Genomic DNA, 16,972 nt, shown 5'->3' on the forward strand with positions numbered 1-16,972 from the left:
GCACAACAGATCAATCCACTGTTTGTGCCTACCCACGGAGAGAGACATGGCTGAGCGCCTAAATAATGACTTTCAATTTCTGGATGTCGCACGCCAAGACCCTGAGAAAAAAGATCTCAATGTCCGCAAAGCAGAGTTTGTGGAAATTTATAAACCTTTTACAGCCGAAGTGGCAGCAAATCAGACCCACCGTTGTTTAGGTTGTGGTAATCCATATTGCGAATGGAAATGTCCAGTACATAACTACATTCCAAACTGGTTGAAACTGATTGCAGAAGGTCGCATTTTCCAAGCGGCAGAGCTTTGCCATCAAACCAATACTTTGCCTGAAGTGTGTGGTCGTGTATGTCCACAAGACCGTTTATGCGAAGGAGCATGTACCCTAAATGACGGTTTTGGTGCAGTGACGATTGGTAATGCTGAAAAATATATTAATGATACGGCGTTTGCACTCGGCTGGCGTCCAGATATGTCATCTGTGAAATGGACCAATAAAAAAGTTGCCATCATTGGTGCAGGTCCAGCAGGCTTAGGTTGTGCAGATATTTTAGTGCGTAATGGTGTTAAGCCTGTTGTATTCGACAAGCGCCCTGAAATTGGCGGTTTGCTCACTTTTGGTATTCCTGAATTTAAAATGGAAAAAGATGTAATGAAACGTCGCCGTGAGATTTTCTCAGGTATGGGCGTTGAATTCCGTTTAAATACTGAAATTGGCACGGATGTGACCATTGATCAGTTACTTGCTGACTATGATGCAGTCTTTATGGGTATGGGAACATACACTTACATGAAAGGTGGTTTTGCAGGTGAAGATTTAGATGGTGTGGTCGATGCACTTGATTTCCTCATTGCGAATGTGAACCGCACCCAAGGTTGGGAAAAAGATCCGTCTGAATACATCAGTGTTGAAGGTAAAAAGGTGATCGTTCTTGGTGGTGGTGATACTGCGATGGACTGTAACCGTACTTCAATTCGTCAAGGTGCAACTTCTGTGACTTGTGCATATCGCCGTGACGAAGAAAACATGCCGGGTTCACGTCGTGAAGTAAAAAATGCACGTGAAGAAGGTGTGGAATTTCAATTTAACCGTCAACCGATTGAAATTGTTGGTGAAAATGGAAAAGTAACAGGTGTTAAATTTGTTACGACTCAATTGGGTCAACCGGACAGTCGTGGTCGTCGTAGCCCTGAGCCAATTCCAGGTTCTGAAGAAGTTTTACCAGCTGATTCAGTTTTATTGGCATTTGGTTTCCGTACGAGTCCAGCAGATTGGTTTGCAGATGCAAATATTAACCTTGACGGTTCTGGGCGTGTTGTTGCCGCTGAGAAACAAGAATATAAATTCCAAACATCTAATCCGAAAATTTTTGCGGGTGGCGATATGGTGCGTGGCTCTGACTTGGTAGTGACTGCTATCTGGGAAGGTCGTCAGGCAGCAGAAGGTATTTTGGATTACCTTGACGTTTGATTGGATGATACGTCTAAAATTCAAAGACCCATTTCCAAAGCCCGCAGTCATGCGGGTTTTGTTTTTATGATGAAATACAGGGTAAAATGTAAAAAAATATATGTGATTTATTTTTTATTATTCATTTTTATATTCAATGGTTTATGATTTTATTTATAACCAGTGTTCTGCGGTTAAATTGGCTGAAATGACTCAATTAACGTTTATGCCAATTGTGTGATAATTTTGGCAATATACAATTTTGAATGATCTGTCAGTATAGATTTAAATTCCAACAAATGTAGGATTATCCCGATGACAGTTGCACAAGTGGCGAAAGAAAAATCATATTTAAACCGCCCAAAAGCGATTGGGATTAAAGTACGTAAACCTAGCTTTAATCCGAAAAATATTCGCAGACATTTTTTTGCGAATTCTCCAGTGATGTCACATTTATTGACAGCATTGTCTTCAACATTTCCAATTGGTGAACAATTCTTTGTTCATAGCGTGCGGAATGTGCGTGACAAAATCACGGATGAAAAATTACAAGCACAGATTGCGGCGTTTATTGGTCAAGAGGCGATGCATTCTAAAGCCCATGCTGATTTTAATGATGCTTGGCGTCGTGATGACTATAACTTAGATAGTTTTCAAGCTTGGTTAGGTCGTCGTGATGCTTTTATTAAGAGCGTGCATCCAAAGTTACAACTTGCGGTAACGGCTGCTTTTGAACATTTTACGGCACTCTTGGGGGGGTATATTTTACGTCATCCTGAAGTGCTGCAAACCTTAGATGACGATGCAATTAAACTGTGGGTATGGCATGCAATTGAGGAAATTGAACATCGTGCAGTGGCTTTTGATGTGTATCAAGCGATTTACCATGATGATCAAGTACGTCGCCGTGTAATGCGCAATGTCACGACAGGTTTTGCAAGTTTGACGTTTTATTCTGCAACGCGTTTATTTATGCAAGATTGGAAGAAAAGCTTACCTAAAGTGCCACAAAATCTTTTTGGTGTATATATGATTTCCAAAATGTTGATTTCATTAATTCCTGAATATTTGTCATATTACAAAGCAGATTTTCATCCTGATGAAATTGATTATTCAAAAATCGTGGCGTATTGGAAAGAAAAGTTAGCAGATGATTATGGCATGGAAAGCTTCCAAGAAGATGCTCATCCAGCTCTATATAGTTAATGCTTTGATATAAAAAAGCCAATGTCGATCATTGGCTTTTGAGTTAAATTTCATCATCAAACTGTTTAAGTTTACGTTGACGCTGCCAAGGTAAAGGGCGGTCAAGCGCTTCGGGTACATCACCTGAGGTGGAGCGTAAACGTAGGTGAATCGCGGCCTGTGCAATTAAATTTGCAGATACAGGTGCTGTGATAAATGCAAATAAAGTGATGAGCAATTCTGCAAATCCAAAACGACCTTGAAAAGCTGCATAGATCATCGCAGCCAATAAAAAGCTTCCTAAACCCAAAGTACTCGATTTAGTTGGTGCATGCAGGCGCATAAATAAATCGGGCAGTTTCACCATCCCAATGCCACCGACTAGCAGGAAGAATGCACCTACAATTAGGAAGAATGAAACAATAATTTCCATGATCAGTTGCATATTGATTTCCATTTTTTGCTCCTAATCGATCACATGACCAGTGGTGAAGTAACGTGCTAATGCTGCAGTTGAAACAAAACCAAGCATTGCAACCAATAATGCCCCTTCAAATAAATTGGTGCTTGCCCAATAGATGCCAAGCAAGACCACCAGACAAGTGGCATTTAAAAATAAGGTATCAAGCGCCAATAAACGGTCAACGATCGAAGGTCCGATGATTAAACGATAGAGGCAAAATAGCATTGAGATGGTCAATGCCAATAAGCAAATTCCTAAAGCATAAGGCAAAATGATCATGCATCATCTCCTTGTGTTGCATTAAAAATGGCAATCAGAGGGGCTTCATAACGAGCTTTAATGTCTTGAATTTCCGCTTCAGGATCATCTGAACTCAACGAATGTACCAATATATCACCACGTTCTTGGTCGATCCCTGCTGTGACAGTGCCTGGAGTGGTGGTAATAATCATGGCCAGTAAGGTATTGACATGTTCATGATCAGTTTCTAAAGGCACCCGATACCATTTGGGATGTAAATTTTTTGTTGGACCAAGTACTTGTTTAGCAACACGGATATTAGAAATAATAATATCCCACAGTACGACAAAAAATAGTTTAGCTGCCAAAGTCCAGTGAATATTAGGTGTGCGTACAACAAAAGGTTGAAGCAGTTTAGGAATGATGATCCCTAAAATTAAAGCGCAAAAAATATCAAATAACTCAAAGCTATGTCCCAGCATGAGCCAACTTAAAGCCACGATTATTGAGATAAAAGGATGAGGAAAATAACGGTCAAGGAATGAAACTTTATTGTCCATTTATTGTTCCTCCATCGGTTTTAGTTTATTGTCATCAATAGGGGTTAACTCATGTCCTTGCTGTTGAATTTGGCGTTGTTTAAACTCAGAAATATGCTCGCCTTGCATGGTTTTTGGCGAAACAATATAAGGAATCAGATGAGCATTGGCATCAGGGCTTTCACCCCCATATTTCGTTTCTGGTAAGTAGTTTGGATCAAAGGGTTGTACACTAATGACATTATGGTCAGCATCTGTTTTTAAAATCATTTTTTGATACAGTTGGGTATCTTTTAACTGTTTCGATGTTAATTCTAAATAATGTACAAGCGGTTGAGCACAGACCACATACATGATCAAACCAAATAATAAAATGTAAATGGTTTTATCATTTCGTGCAGGTGATTTTTCAGGTAATTGCTGATAAGCAGCAAAGGCTTCTTCTTTGGGATTATCTTCAGGTTTTGTTGCACGCCAAAACAGTATAAAGCCAGCACGGGTAAATGCGATGATACTGAGTAAACTGACCAATAAAACAATAATAATGATCCATGATTGATATGCTGAGTCTGCAGTCGCTTGCAAAATCAAAACCTTACCTAAAAAACCACTAAATGGCGGTAAACCTGCCATCATTAAAGCAATGATAAAAAAGCTGATTGAAACGGCTTTTTCTTGCTTCATTTTAGGTGCAACTTTGAGGTGGTCTTTGAATATGCCACGTTGTGACGTGATCCAACCACAGAGTAAATAGAATGATGCCGCAATAATGGTACTGTGCACCATGTAATACAAACCTGCTGACCATGCCTGTTCATTTAATAATGCAATCGCAACCAAAATAGTCCCGACTGAAGACAAAATCATAAAGCCAACAAAACGTCTTAAACGTTCAGTACCAATCGCCGCGATTGCACCATATAAAGAGGTGACTAAACCAATAATCAACAAATAGTTGCTGAAAATTTGCTGTCCCCATGTATCCTGAAAGACTGTTCCATTGACCCTTAAAATCGAATAAATTCCGACTTTGGTCATGATGGTAAACAGTGCTGCGACAGGGGTTGCAGCAACGGCATAGGTTTTCGGTAGCCAAAAACCTACAGGTAACATTGCTGCTTTGATACCAAAGACCACAAATAGTAGTAATCCACCTGCAACAGCGAGCGTATGCTGATCATTTTCTAAGGTTGGAATAATACGTGCCACATCAGTCATATTTAGAGTGCCGACACTACCGTAGATCATGCCCAAGCCAATAAGGAACAGAGCTGAAGCTAAAAGATTAATCGTGACGTAATGAATACCGAGTTGGAAGCGTGCTTTGCCTTGTCCATGCAACAACAAGACATAAGATGCCATTAATAAAATTTCAAAAAAGACGAATAAGTTAAATAAATCGCCTGTTAAGAACGCTCCACATACCCCCATAAGAAGCAGATGTGACATGGCATGGAAATAACGTCCACGTTCATCCCATTCTTTACTGGCAAACCAAAGCAGTGGTGTAGCAAGTGCATAGGTGAGTACTAACATCAGTGCAGATAAGCGATCTAAAACCAGTACAATGCCGAAAGGTGCTGACCATTCACTGAGCTGATACACAAAAATCTGCCCAGTATTGGCTTGGTAGAGATAGTAAAGTGCTGTAACAAAACCGAGAACAGCGGAAATTAAACTAATACTCCGTCGCCACGGTTGACGCCAGTCATTTGCTAATGAACCTGAACCTGGATTACCCAGTAAAATGAGAATAAAACCTGTAAAGGCAGGAATTAAAATACTGAAAATAGGCGTGTGAGACAGCCAAAAATCAAGAAAATTCATTATGGTGCATCCTCACGAGAGTCAAAGTTGCTCGGCTCATCTTTGGAGTCCACATGATCTGTCCCTGACTCATAGCGACTGCGTAATGCCAGTTGCACAATATATGCAGTTGTGGCAAAACCAATTACAATTGCGGTTAACACTAACGCTTGTGGTAAAGGATCTGTGACTTTACTTGCATCAGTGAGTACAGCAGGTGCATTGATATTGATTCGCCCCATTGCAAATAAGAATAAATTGACTGCATAGCCGATCATGGCTAAACCCAATACCACGGGAAATGTACGTGCACGAAGCAGTAAGTAAATTCCTGTTGCCACCAATAAACCGATGGCTGAAGCGAGTAAAAATTCTAGACTGATCATGAGTTACTCCTTAGGTACAGGGCCAGACAGACTCGAATGTCGAGAGTCGCCCAGCACTGAAATGAGCAACATTGTTGCGCCAACCACACAGATATATACGCCTAAGTCAAATGCCGCTGCGGATGCGAGATGGAATTTTCCAAAAATACTGGTTTCCACATAGATATGCGCACTGGTCAGGAACGGACGTCCCCAGAACCATGCTGCGAGACCTGTTAAACCTGCGATAGTTAAACCCGCACCAATCCAAATTTCATACAAACGACCTGATTTTGCACGTAAGAGTTGTTCAGCTTTGTCTTGACCTAAACCGATGTATTGAATGACCAATGCCATAGAGGTAATTAAGCCAGCAATAAATCCACCCCCTGGTAAATTGTGTCCACGTAGAAAAATATATAGGCTGACCACCAATGCCAATGGCAGTACCCATGATGCCGTCATACGAAACATCAAGGGTGAAGGATTGAAACGGAAGGTTAGACCTTGCGTCATCGTTGTACCATGCGCACGCATACCATCCATCAGACAAAGTGCACCGATGGCTGCAATACCAAGCACGGTAATTTCACCAAAGGTATCGAAGCCACGGAAGTCGACCAAGATCACATTCACGATATTTGAGCCACCGCCTAAAGGAATAGATTGCTGTGCAAAGAACCAAGAAATCGAATTATGATCACGGGTCAGAATTAACCAAGCAATCCAGCCGATACCAAAACCACCACCAATCGCCAAAATGGCATCGCGCCAACGACGAGTACGACTTGATTCATACGGGGTGAGTTGTGGCAATAACGATAAACTCATCAGCAGCAATACTGTAGTCACGACATCAACCGTGATTTGCGTTAGTGCTAAATCGGGTGCAGACATGGTAACAAAAACCATCGTCACGACTAAGCCAACAGCACCACTGATCAAAACGGCTTTGATACGCTCATGGTGAAACCATAGCATCATCCAACAACCAGAGAACAGGATCAGCCATAAAACGATGGCAATAAATGGAGCATGCGTGAGTTCACGTGTGCCTGTACTCAGCCCTTGGTTAAGCATTGGTGTGGCAACCAAAACAAGACTAAATGCCACAATCCAAAATAAATACGTTTGCAACGAACCTGTTTCAGTGGAGCGTTTCAGTTTTTGTGCAAAACGTAATAAATATTTAAGGAAATTTTCAAAGATTAAATAACCTTGTAAGGGGCCAAGCTTGGGATCTAGGTCAATGTCACGGATACGGCTGCCTTTTGCCAAAGTAAAATAGAAGATTACACCACCGACTAAGGCAATGGCACTCATGAGTAAAGGCAAATTAAAACCATGCCAAATCGCTAAATGCACCCCTGTAAAATCGGCTAATTGTGTACTCGAACGTGTACCCGCATTGACAATATTTTCAACCAAGAGCGCTGGCAATACGCCCACTGCAATACATAAAATAGCTAACAGAATGGCGGGTAGACGCATGCCAATTGGGGGTTCATGTGCATCTTTATTGGGAACATCTTTGCCCAAACCACCATCGAAAAATACGCCGTGTACCAAACGCGTAGAATATGCCACAGCAAACAAGCCTGCTAATGTTGCGACAATTGCTGCAAAAACAACGTATGTTCCTGACAAGTTTGCCAATAGTTCAGTAAAGAACATTTCTTTAGACAAGAAACCATTGGTCAATGGAACACCTGCCATTGAAGCAGCAGTGATCATGGTTAAGGTCCCTGTGAAGGGCAAGAGTTGCCATAAACCACTGAGTTTTCTTAAATCTCGTGTACCAGACTCATGATCAATAATACCTGCAATCATGAACAATGCTGCTTTAAAGGTTGCATGATTAATGATATGAAAAATAGCAGCAGCCACGGCAAGCGGAGAACCGATTCCCAATAAACATACGATCAAGCCGAGATGACTGATGGTGGAATATGCCAATAAGCCTTTTAAATCTTCTTTGAAAATGGCAAAAAATGCAGCCATGCAGAGCGTAAATAGACCAATCGTGGTCACAATATTATGAAATAAAGCTGAACCCACAAAAATCGGTAATAGACGTGCTAATAGGAAAATCCCTGCTTTAACCATCGTTGCCGAATGCAGATAAGCAGAGACAGGCGTTGGTGCTGCCATTGCATTAGGCAACCAAAAATGGAACGGGAATTGCGCACTTTTGGTAAAAGCACCCAATAAAATCAGGAATAAAATGGGTACAAACAGATGACTATTTTGAATGGTATCTGTCATCGTTAAAATTTGGTCAATTTGATAGGTTTGGGTGACTTGCCCTAGTAACACAAACCCACCTAACATAGCTAGACCACCCATGCCTGTAATGGTCAAGGCCATACGTGAGCCACGTTGTGCTGCCTCATAATTACTCCAGTAACCGACCAATAAAAATGAGGAGATACTGGTTAGCTCCCAAAATATCAAGAGAATAATGAGATTATTGGAGAGAGAAATGCCCAACATTGCTGCCATAAACAGCATGAGTAAAAAATACAGTTTACTGAGAGAGTTTTTAGCACTGAGATAGAAATAGGCATAAATATAAATCAGTGTACCGATGCCTGTAATCAGCAGGGCGAAAATCAAACCGAGCGCATCGAGGCGAAAACTTAAATCAATTCCAACTTGTGGCAACCATGGCCAACTTTGAGAAATTACAGCCCCTTGAAAGACTTGCTTTGCTTGAGTCAGTAACAAGATGAAACTAGTTGAACTGACTCCAATTGCCCCTAAAGCTGTAGCCTCACGTGAGACATTTTTCAGCCATGAGACAAGGGTGGTGCCGAGTATTAACGGTAGCAATATGATAATCGGTAGCACACGTATATCCATTGTCGTGAATAGGTCATGGAACCTATCGTGAATTTTATCTTTCAAGGATTTGAGGAAAGCAAAGAACCATCCAATGACTTAAATCTTGAAAGCCGAAATATTGTAAAAAAACAAAAAAATAAGCTATGTTGCACAACTTGATAAAACGATTGAAAAATCAATATGAATTGAAAAATTTAATTCATATTGATTTTTTATCTTATTACATGGCTAGTTCAACATCAATTTATTTTGTCAGTTTTTGCACAAAGAGTAATGATTATACGTCTTATACGACATTTATTTTGTATGAAAAACACCCAGTAAGGTTGAGGTAGAAAGAGCGACGCAAAGTACCTCGATTTTTCTAAGCAGTATATCGTTTATAGCATATTCACGATTTGAGAAATCAACCTCTTTTTTGATATTTAGAGTATAAACGCGCTTTATTACAGTACGGGCTTGAGCGAGGTGTGATCATCATCAATATGTAATAATTCACGTAATTGTTGCTGTTCTTGTGCCGACATTTTTTGAAATTGTGCAAACAATTGGTCGACTGCTGAAACGGGTTCAGACATGATCTCTGTGTTCGTGTGGTTGGGTATTTGATCCTGTAGATCTTCATAAAGCTGTGCTAAATTTGCATGGTATTCTTGGAGTTTAATTTCTTGAATTCTTTGCTGATTCAGTTGGAAAAGTTGTATATTTTCAGTAGGTTCAAAGAATTTCTCATGCAAAGTACTGGCAATAATCTGAATTTCTGGAAAAGCTTGATGTAAACGCTGCAAAATCATTTGTGCATGATCTTGGTCAAGTTCAGCATCTATATGATCAATTAATAAAATACCATCGCCTTCTAAACATGGGTATAAACTCAAAGGATTGAGCAAACATAAACGTCTTACGATATCTCCTACTAAAGCGATCCAATTTTTAATGCTGCTGGAAAGTTGTTGAAAATTTTGAGTTTGATTTTTATAAGTGACCATTAACTGTAATTTAGGCTTATATTCAATGAAAATATCACTGAGTTCAGGAATAACGGTATTCAGGCTATTTTTTAAAGCTTGTAAGCTGGGTGAGTGTAAGTGGCTGCGGGCTTGGAACAGGGCATTCTGAAAATCTGAATTTAATTGGTTATCTTGAGTTGGATTAGCCTGTGTATTTTCATTGAGAATTTTTTGAAATAATTGTGCTGATTGTGCATTTTCAATATCGCTGATTTCTCTAAACCACTCAAAAAAGCGTGTAAAAGTGGTAAAAGGAATGGGCGTTAATTCATAAGCAGCCGTGGTTTGCATCACCGCAGGATTGTTTTTGCTGAGTAAATTAATTTCATTAATAAAACGCTCAGCAGGGTAATACGCAATTAAAGGTAAACCTTGTAATGGATCTTGGTGAATGGCTTTTAAATATAAACCGACCAATTGTTCAAGTTGTTGCAATTCAGGACGACTGATGCCAACACCATTTGCATTTAAGGTTTTATAGAGCTGCCATGTGCAAATTGAAGGGTCTTGTTCTGGTGAGTTGTTGCTTTCAGGCAATATACCTAATTCAGTCGGAAATTTGATAGACACCTCAAGTTTGGACTGCAAACGATTTTGCATAATGTCTTGATCCAGCATGACCACACCTGGTGTGCGTAGATCTTTAAAACGGGCTGCAAACCAAGTTAAAGACTGATAAATATTTTTTAAAATGGCAGTTTTACCCGAGGCTTGGGCACCTAAAATCAAGGTGATGGGCTGCTGTGTAGGACGCAACTCTAATTTTAAATCTGCAAAATGATAGACGTGGCGCAGATGGATCGAGAGAAGTTTCATAATATACCTGCAAATATTTACTTGAGTTTTAAAACTTATGCAGTTGCTTGGTGTTTTAACGGATTTTTGATTTTTAACTGTTGAATGAGATCGTAAATGTGATGGATATTTAAACTGAGTTTGGCACGTGTACATGCCACGTACAGTAAACGCAGTTCTTCATCACTGATTTTATGTTCAAGTCCATTGATTTTAAATTGGTAATCATCTTCGATATGCACTCGATTCCATTCTAAACCTTTGGCTTTGTGTGCAGTCGAAATGACATAATCAGCTTGCTCTATTGGGGTAATTTTGGCAAGTGCTTTTTTGAGTGGTTCTGTACCATGATCATCGACCAATTTCACCAAGGGCTTAATATCACTACCATCATTGGTTTCGCAATATTCATGTACATCATGCCAAGAGTTAAACCACGCTAGTTCGGGAACATCGGTCACACGTTTACCTTGTTTGAGTAAACTTGCTGCATCGACAAAACGGTTTAAGCGCGCATGGTCAGCTTGTAAACTGACTTTATCGCCTTGTACTAAACCTGACAATAACAACTCCATTGCACGGGCATTGGTACGGCATAAAATCGCATCTCGCATTTTGGTATGCGGTTTATTCACTACTGAGGATCTTAGTTCTGGATTGCCCAATAAAGGAACCGTTTCATTTAAGGCACCCAATAAACTATTGGCAACCTCGGCAACCGACTCACCAAAACGAAACGAAGTGGTTAAACGGGACTCAGGTAAGGGCATTTGCTGCATGGCATTCACTGCACCACGCCATGCGTAGATTTGTTGATGGGCATCGCCCACATAAATTACTTGGGTACTGCGTTGACGTAATAAAATACCGAGCATCAGCGGATCAGCATCTTGTGCTTCGTCAAATAAAACATAATCTGCAGGGATGACTGGATCAGACAATGCCCATAATTTTAAATAAATATCATGACCAATACCCGCTTGATGATTTTGATCAATAGATTCTAACCAACGCCGTTCAACCGCAGGATAAAGGTGTTGTTGTAGGCTTTCTATATCATCAGGATGGAGCCAACTGGGTGCTTGAATATGGCGCGGCGCAGGGTACTGAGAGCTCGTAGAGCAAAAATAGCTGACGGCATTGGCAACCAAACTCGCCAAACGACTTGGCATCAACACATATTTTTCATAACGTCCGCCCATCATGCGACGCAGTGTAATTGGCATCAAACGATATTCTTTGGCAATAAAACTTGGACTAAGCCGTGGTAAACGGAGTTTATCCGTTACTCCACGTGGAACGCTGCGAAATGCCAATGAATGGAATGTACGACAGTCGACATTGCGGTGAAACTTATGTTGTGCTTCGGTGGCAATGGCTTTATTAAATGCTAAGTACATCCCACGGCGCTGTGGCATCGCATCACTGATCAGTTTTAATGTGGTGGTTTTGCCTGTACCTGCATAGGCAATGACCTTAAAGGATTGCCCTTTTTGTGCTTCAGCAATTGCAAAGCTTTGTTCTGAGGTTGGTTTAAAAATGTCAGGCACAGTATTAAAAAATCTTTAAAGAAATCGCAAAGGGGACGCTGCATCATAGCAAAAATCAACCAAGAAAGATGTTTAAATTTGATGAGCGCAAGCAATGATGCATTCGACTAAAAAGAATATTTTCTCATGCAATGAAAATTATAGATTATTGCTGAAATGCACGCGGTTTCTTTCTACGGATATAAATCGTTTTATGTACTTCAGCGATTCTTGAGCCTGATTCATCAAAAATATTCAGGACATAAGTACGATGTACAGGTGCAAAATTTTCAGCCAATGCTTTGACATGTTCAATTTCTGCAAAATCTAAACGAATATCAGCATAAACGGTACTACGACCGGGCAGTAAAAACTGAATAGTGGCAGATTTGTCCCATACAATGTATTTATCACCCAAATGATGCATTAAAATTAACATGTAAAATGGATCAATCATGGAATATAAACTGCCGCCAAAGTGTGTGCCGACAATATTCTGATTTTTATGTGTTAATGGCATTTTCACACGCACATAATAGTTTTTCAGATCTATCTTTTCGATCTCAATGCCTGCACCTTTATAAGGTGAATAATGGTTGAGAAAGAATTTAGAGATAAAAGGGATTGTCTGTAGTTTTTTGATAACATTGATCATGGTCAATTCTAGTTTGATAGTTTTAGTTCATAATAAATAATCAATGGTGATGTGACATTGATCAAAATGCGCAGTACAGTCATTGCAAAGTCAATGTAAAAACAAAAAAGGTATTCAAATGCAAGCACAAACTCATTGGATTTCAACGCAAGATCAACAAAAACTTTTTGCAAAAACATGGGGTAAGCCTGAAAAGCCTGCTTTAGTTTTGGTGCATGGTTATCCTGATAATCAAGAAGTTTGGGAGCCGATAATTGAGCAACTTATCACAGAATTTTACATTGTAACTTATGATGTGCGAGGTGCAGGGCAGTCTTCAGTTGCTAAACGTGTTCGTGATTATGCCTTACCGCGTTTGTCTTTAGATTTAGAGTGCGTTGTAAATGAACTCCTACCTAATCGTAATTTTCACTTGGCTGCACATGATTGGGGTTCAATCCAAACATGGGAGTCGGTCACTGAAGCAAAATTTAAAGATCGTATTTTGTCTTATACGACGATTTCTGGACCATGTTTAGACCATGCCGCTTTTTGGATGCGTGATCAATTTACACATCAAAAAAGTAAATTTTTTAAACAATTAATTAAGTCTTGGTACATTGTGGCATTCCAGCTTCCGATCCTTGCACCAACAGTTTGGCATTTCTTTAATCCTGAACGCTGGGGGAAAGTGTTGAGCCAGCTTGAAAAAACCAAAGATTTACCACTCAATCCAAATATTTCTAAAGATGGTGAGCATGGTATTGCATTGTATCGCGCTAACTTTGTGCCACGTTTGTTGAAACCACGTCAGCGACATGCAGTATGTCCTGTACAAGCTGTGGTGCTAAAGCGTGATCAATTTGTAAGTCCTGAACTGATCGATGAAATGCCAAAATGGGTGGCAGATTTTGAACGTGTCGACGTTGATGCCAACCATTGGGCAGTGCTGAGTCGCCCACAAGAAATTGCAGCTTATATTGCGCAATTTGCCACTAAAAATAATTAAAATTATTAAATGAAAATTATTGTTTAAAATTTTTAACATTTGAATATTTTATCATTCGCCTGAGTTGATTCTAAATAGGATCACTCAGGCTTTTTATTCTGAAACTTTTAAGTTCGGATGTAATCTGATTAAAGAATCACAGCGATTGTAATGAATCTGCTAAAATATAAACTTTCAAATTATCGTAAATTTTTCCATGAACGCTGTCGTTATCGCGATTGCCATGATGTTTATACTATCACTGGCACGAGTTTCTGTTGTTTTAACGTTGGTTATCTCAGCAATAGTTGGTGGTTTAGTTGCAGGTTTAAGTTTAAAAGATACTGTAGAAGCATTTAATGCAGGCTTAGGTGATGGTGCTGAAGTTGCATTAGCTTATGCAGTATTAGGTGCATTTGCATTGGCTTTATCAAAATCTGGCTTACCTGATTTATTGGCACATAAATTAATTGGCTTATTGGGGGGAGAAGCAACCCACAGTAAAGCGCGTAAAGTAAAATACTTATTGTTATTTATTTTATTGATTTCTGCGATTTTTTCACAGAACTTAATTCCTGTACATATTGCTTTTATCCCTGTACTTGTACCACCGCTATTAAAAGTCATGAACCATCTTAAGTTAGATCGTCGTGCTGCGGCATGTGTCTTAACTTTGGGCTTGGTTGCAACATATATCTTTTTACCTGTGGGTTTTGGTGCCATTTTCCTTGAACAAATTTTAATGGGAAATATTAACAAAATCGGTGCGGCATATAACTTGCATGTAGATCGTTGGATGATGCCAATGGGTATGGCAATTCCTGTATTAGGGATGGTCATTGGTACTTTAGTGGCAGTGTTTATTAGCTATCGTAAACCACGAGAATATGTAGACCGTCAGGTTAAAACAGTACAAAACATTGACTTAGATAAACCATTACGTGCAGTCAATGTGGATGAGTTAAAAGCGGATGCTATTGAGCTTGAAAATGAAGCCAAACAAGCACCTAAAATTGCAACAAAAACTATTTTAATGGCTTTACTTGCGATTGCTCTCACACTCGTTTCTCAACTGTATTCTGGTTCAATGATTTTGGGTGGTTTGGTTGGTTTCGCGGTACTTTCTGCATCAGGTATTTTTAAATGGCAAGATGCTGACGATGTCTTTGTACAAGGTATGCGTATGATGGCATTGGTGGGTTTTATCATGATTTCTGCTGCAGGTTTTGCATCAGTAATGACCCATACAGGTGATATCAATAGCTTAGTCAATGGTGTTGTACATATTATCGGGGATAATAAAGCACTTGCTGCTTTCTTGATGCTATTTATCGGTTTATTTGTAACCATTGGCATTGGTTCATCGTTCTCGAGTGTGCCTGTACTTGCTGTGATTTATGTTCCATTGTGTGTTCAATTTGGTTTTTCTCCATTGGCAACAGTAGCACTAATTGGTACGGCAGCTGCCCTTGGTGATGCAGGATCTCCAGCATCAGATTCAACTTTAGGACCAACAGCAGGCTTAGGTGTAGATGGTCAGCACGATCATATTTGGGATACGGTGGTTCCGACGTTTATCCACTTTAATATTCCTTTATTAATCTTTGGCTGGATCGCAGCAATGACGCTTTAAGCTTTAAATCCTTTCTTCAAGTGTGATGGCATCTTTAAACTTTTGATTTATAGAAATGAGAATTATTTGTAAAGATGTCATCATTAAATATAAATGTTAAAATAGTCAAATTTAATTATCATTATATTTAAAGCATATTTTAACTATATTTAATCTTGTTATATGAATAATATTAAAACCAAGTACTCTACTAGGAATAAAAATATAATATTTAATTTTTCAGTGACTTGAAAATAATATTACAAAATATTTTAAAATGAGACTTGCATCAAATATAATTGCTGTGTTTAATATTTAATATAATTATTTTTTTACTGGGGTTTGAAAAATGTTAAAACAAATTGCTCTTGTTTCATTAATGGGGATTTCAACTTTATCTTTTGCTGAAGCTGGTTTTCAGGTAAAAGTCGGTGGTTCTGTAATTGCACCAACACAAGATACTGCACTTGCACCTGGTGCTGTTGTAGAAGCAGATCATGAGTATGCATTTACACCATCTGTAGAATATTTTTTCAATGATAACCTTTCTGCTGAATTGTTATTGGCTACACCAATTGGTCATGATGTTTTGTTAAATGGTGAAAAAGCTGCAAAAATTAAACATTTACCACCAACAATAACTTTTAAATATAATCTTAAAAACTCAACACCTTTTACACCATACATCGGTGTAGGTGGTACTGCGTTTGTTGCATGGGATGAGTCTGGTGTAGCAAAAGATGTAAAAGAAGACTTTGGTTTTGCGGGGCAAATCGGTGTGAACTTTAAACCTGCTGATGCCAAAAACTGGGGTGTATTCTTTGATGCACGTTATGCGCAATTAAGCCCAGAAGTAACTTTAACTGATGCTGCCGCAGCTGCAACAGGTGTTAAAAAATTCGATTTAGACATCGATCCAATCGTTTATACATTAGGTTATAGCTACAAATTCTAAGCTTAGAATTAAGTTATACAATGTTAAAAACCTCAGATTCGTCTGAGGTTTTTTCATTTTGATGGTCAAAAATAAATCGATAACAATAACCAGATTGAGATAAAAGATCATATTAAAAGTGACATAATTTTTTTATGCTAGTTGAAGATGAATTGGGAAAAAGAGCACTGTAAGATGATGAAATTATTTTTATATAGCGCTGTGCTTTTTAGTGGCATAAGTTTAATGTCAAATGCCTATGCAGCAAGTTTTAAATGTGAACATGCACAAACTCAAACGGAACACGCTGTTTGTGAGCATCGGGTGTTAAATGATGCAGATGTCAAAATGGCAACCACGTATAACATTATTCGTCGTTTAGTCCCTATGGGCACACGAGGCGCAATTCAAGATCAACAAGTCAAATGGTTACAACTACGGGATCAGTGTCGAGACAATGTGACCTGCTTAACCGATGTCTATAAAATGCGTCAGCAAAAACTCGATATGTATATGGAACGTGTTTATAAACAAGGTCCATTTTAGTTATTTTTTATCAATTATTTTTTAATTTTACTATT

General features: G+C 39.1%; 15 protein-coding genes. 6 read left to right on the forward strand and 9 right to left on the reverse strand.

The features are described from left to right. The first annotated feature begins 46 nt into the window (after window positions 1-46). Both HX129_RS10505 and HX129_RS10510 read left to right on the forward strand, forming a co-directional pair. A complete protein-coding gene (locus HX129_RS10505; protein WP_130074434.1) occupies window positions 47-1,468 on the forward strand; it encodes a glutamate synthase small subunit GltD family protein in 1,422 nt (473 codons plus the stop codon). Window positions 1,469-1,762: 294 nt separating this feature from the next. Next, entirely contained in the window at window positions 1,763-2,653 is an 891-nt protein-coding gene (locus tag HX129_RS10510; RefSeq protein ID WP_130074435.1) for a metal-dependent hydrolase, read from the forward strand. A gap of 43 nt (window positions 2,654-2,696) precedes the next feature. Here HX129_RS10510 and HX129_RS10515 read toward each other — a convergent pair whose 3' ends face one another. The 9 genes from HX129_RS10515 to HX129_RS10555 all read right to left on the reverse strand — a co-directional run bounded on the left by HX129_RS10515 (window position 2,697) and on the right by HX129_RS10555 (window position 12,878). Beyond that, window positions 2,697-3,077, reverse strand: a complete 381-nt coding sequence (locus HX129_RS10515; RefSeq protein WP_130074527.1) for a Na+/H+ antiporter subunit G — start codon at window positions 3,075-3,077, stop codon at window positions 2,697-2,699. 21 nt (window positions 3,078-3,098) lie between these two features. Then, window positions 3,099-3,374: a monovalent cation/H+ antiporter subunit F gene (locus HX129_RS10520; RefSeq protein WP_286434625.1), complete on the reverse strand. Its 276-nt coding sequence runs from the start codon at window positions 3,372-3,374 to the stop codon at window positions 3,099-3,101. Next, on the reverse strand, window positions 3,371-3,895 hold the full coding sequence (locus tag HX129_RS10525; RefSeq protein ID WP_130074437.1) for a Na+/H+ antiporter subunit E: 525 nt from the start codon (window positions 3,893-3,895) through the stop codon (window positions 3,371-3,373). The genes HX129_RS10520 and HX129_RS10525 overlap by 4 nt, the downstream gene beginning before the upstream one ends. Then, on the reverse strand, window positions 3,896-5,704 hold the full coding sequence (locus HX129_RS10530) for a monovalent cation/H+ antiporter subunit D (RefSeq protein WP_286434655.1): 1,809 nt from the start codon (window positions 5,702-5,704) through the stop codon (window positions 3,896-3,898). It lies immediately after the preceding gene. Next, complete coding sequence (locus HX129_RS10535; RefSeq protein ID WP_130074439.1) at window positions 5,701-6,066, reverse strand: Na+/H+ antiporter subunit C; 366 nt, start codon at window positions 6,064-6,066, stop codon at window positions 5,701-5,703. The genes HX129_RS10530 and HX129_RS10535 overlap by 4 nt, the downstream gene beginning before the upstream one ends. A 3-nt stretch (window positions 6,067-6,069) precedes the next feature. Beyond that, a complete protein-coding gene (locus HX129_RS10540) occupies window positions 6,070-8,907 on the reverse strand; it encodes a monovalent cation/H+ antiporter subunit A (protein WP_286434626.1) in 2,838 nt (945 codons plus the stop codon). Window positions 8,908-9,335: 428 nt separating this feature from the next. Then, window positions 9,336-10,715 carry an AAA family ATPase gene (locus HX129_RS10545; protein WP_286436176.1) on the reverse strand — a complete coding sequence of 460 codons (1,380 nt, stop codon included), beginning with the start codon at window positions 10,713-10,715 and terminating at the stop codon, window positions 9,336-9,338. 35 nt (window positions 10,716-10,750) lie between these two features. Next, window positions 10,751-12,244 carry a UvrD-helicase domain-containing protein gene (locus HX129_RS10550; RefSeq protein WP_174493479.1) on the reverse strand — a complete coding sequence of 498 codons (1,494 nt, stop codon included), beginning with the start codon at window positions 12,242-12,244 and terminating at the stop codon, window positions 10,751-10,753. Between the two features lie 145 nt (window positions 12,245-12,389). After that, window positions 12,390-12,878: a PaaI family thioesterase gene (locus tag HX129_RS10555; protein WP_171457488.1), complete on the reverse strand. Its 489-nt coding sequence runs from the start codon at window positions 12,876-12,878 to the stop codon at window positions 12,390-12,392. Between the two features lie 118 nt (window positions 12,879-12,996). Between HX129_RS10555 and HX129_RS10560 the strand changes: the two genes are divergently transcribed. The 4 genes from HX129_RS10560 (at window position 12,997) to HX129_RS10575 (ending at window position 16,937) form a co-directional block, all read left to right on the forward strand. Next, window positions 12,997-13,866, forward strand: coding sequence for an alpha/beta fold hydrolase (locus HX129_RS10560; RefSeq protein WP_286434628.1), 870 nt, complete (start codon window positions 12,997-12,999; stop codon window positions 13,864-13,866). A gap of 196 nt (window positions 13,867-14,062) precedes the next feature. Beyond that, complete coding sequence (locus tag HX129_RS10565) at window positions 14,063-15,478, forward strand: Na+/H+ antiporter family protein (RefSeq protein WP_286434629.1); 1,416 nt, start codon at window positions 14,063-14,065, stop codon at window positions 15,476-15,478. Between the two features lie 328 nt (window positions 15,479-15,806). Then, window positions 15,807-16,412, forward strand: a complete 606-nt coding sequence (locus HX129_RS10570) for an OmpW/AlkL family protein (RefSeq protein ID WP_286434630.1) — start codon at window positions 15,807-15,809, stop codon at window positions 16,410-16,412. Between the two features lie 177 nt (window positions 16,413-16,589). Next, a complete protein-coding gene (locus HX129_RS10575; RefSeq protein ID WP_130074529.1) occupies window positions 16,590-16,937 on the forward strand; it encodes a lysozyme inhibitor LprI family protein in 348 nt (115 codons plus the stop codon). Window positions 16,938-16,972 lie beyond the last annotated feature (35 nt).

The sequence above is a fragment of the Acinetobacter sp. 251-1 genome, from assembly GCF_030329305.1.
Classification (GTDB): domain Bacteria; phylum Pseudomonadota; class Gammaproteobacteria; order Pseudomonadales; family Moraxellaceae; genus Acinetobacter; species Acinetobacter piscicola_A.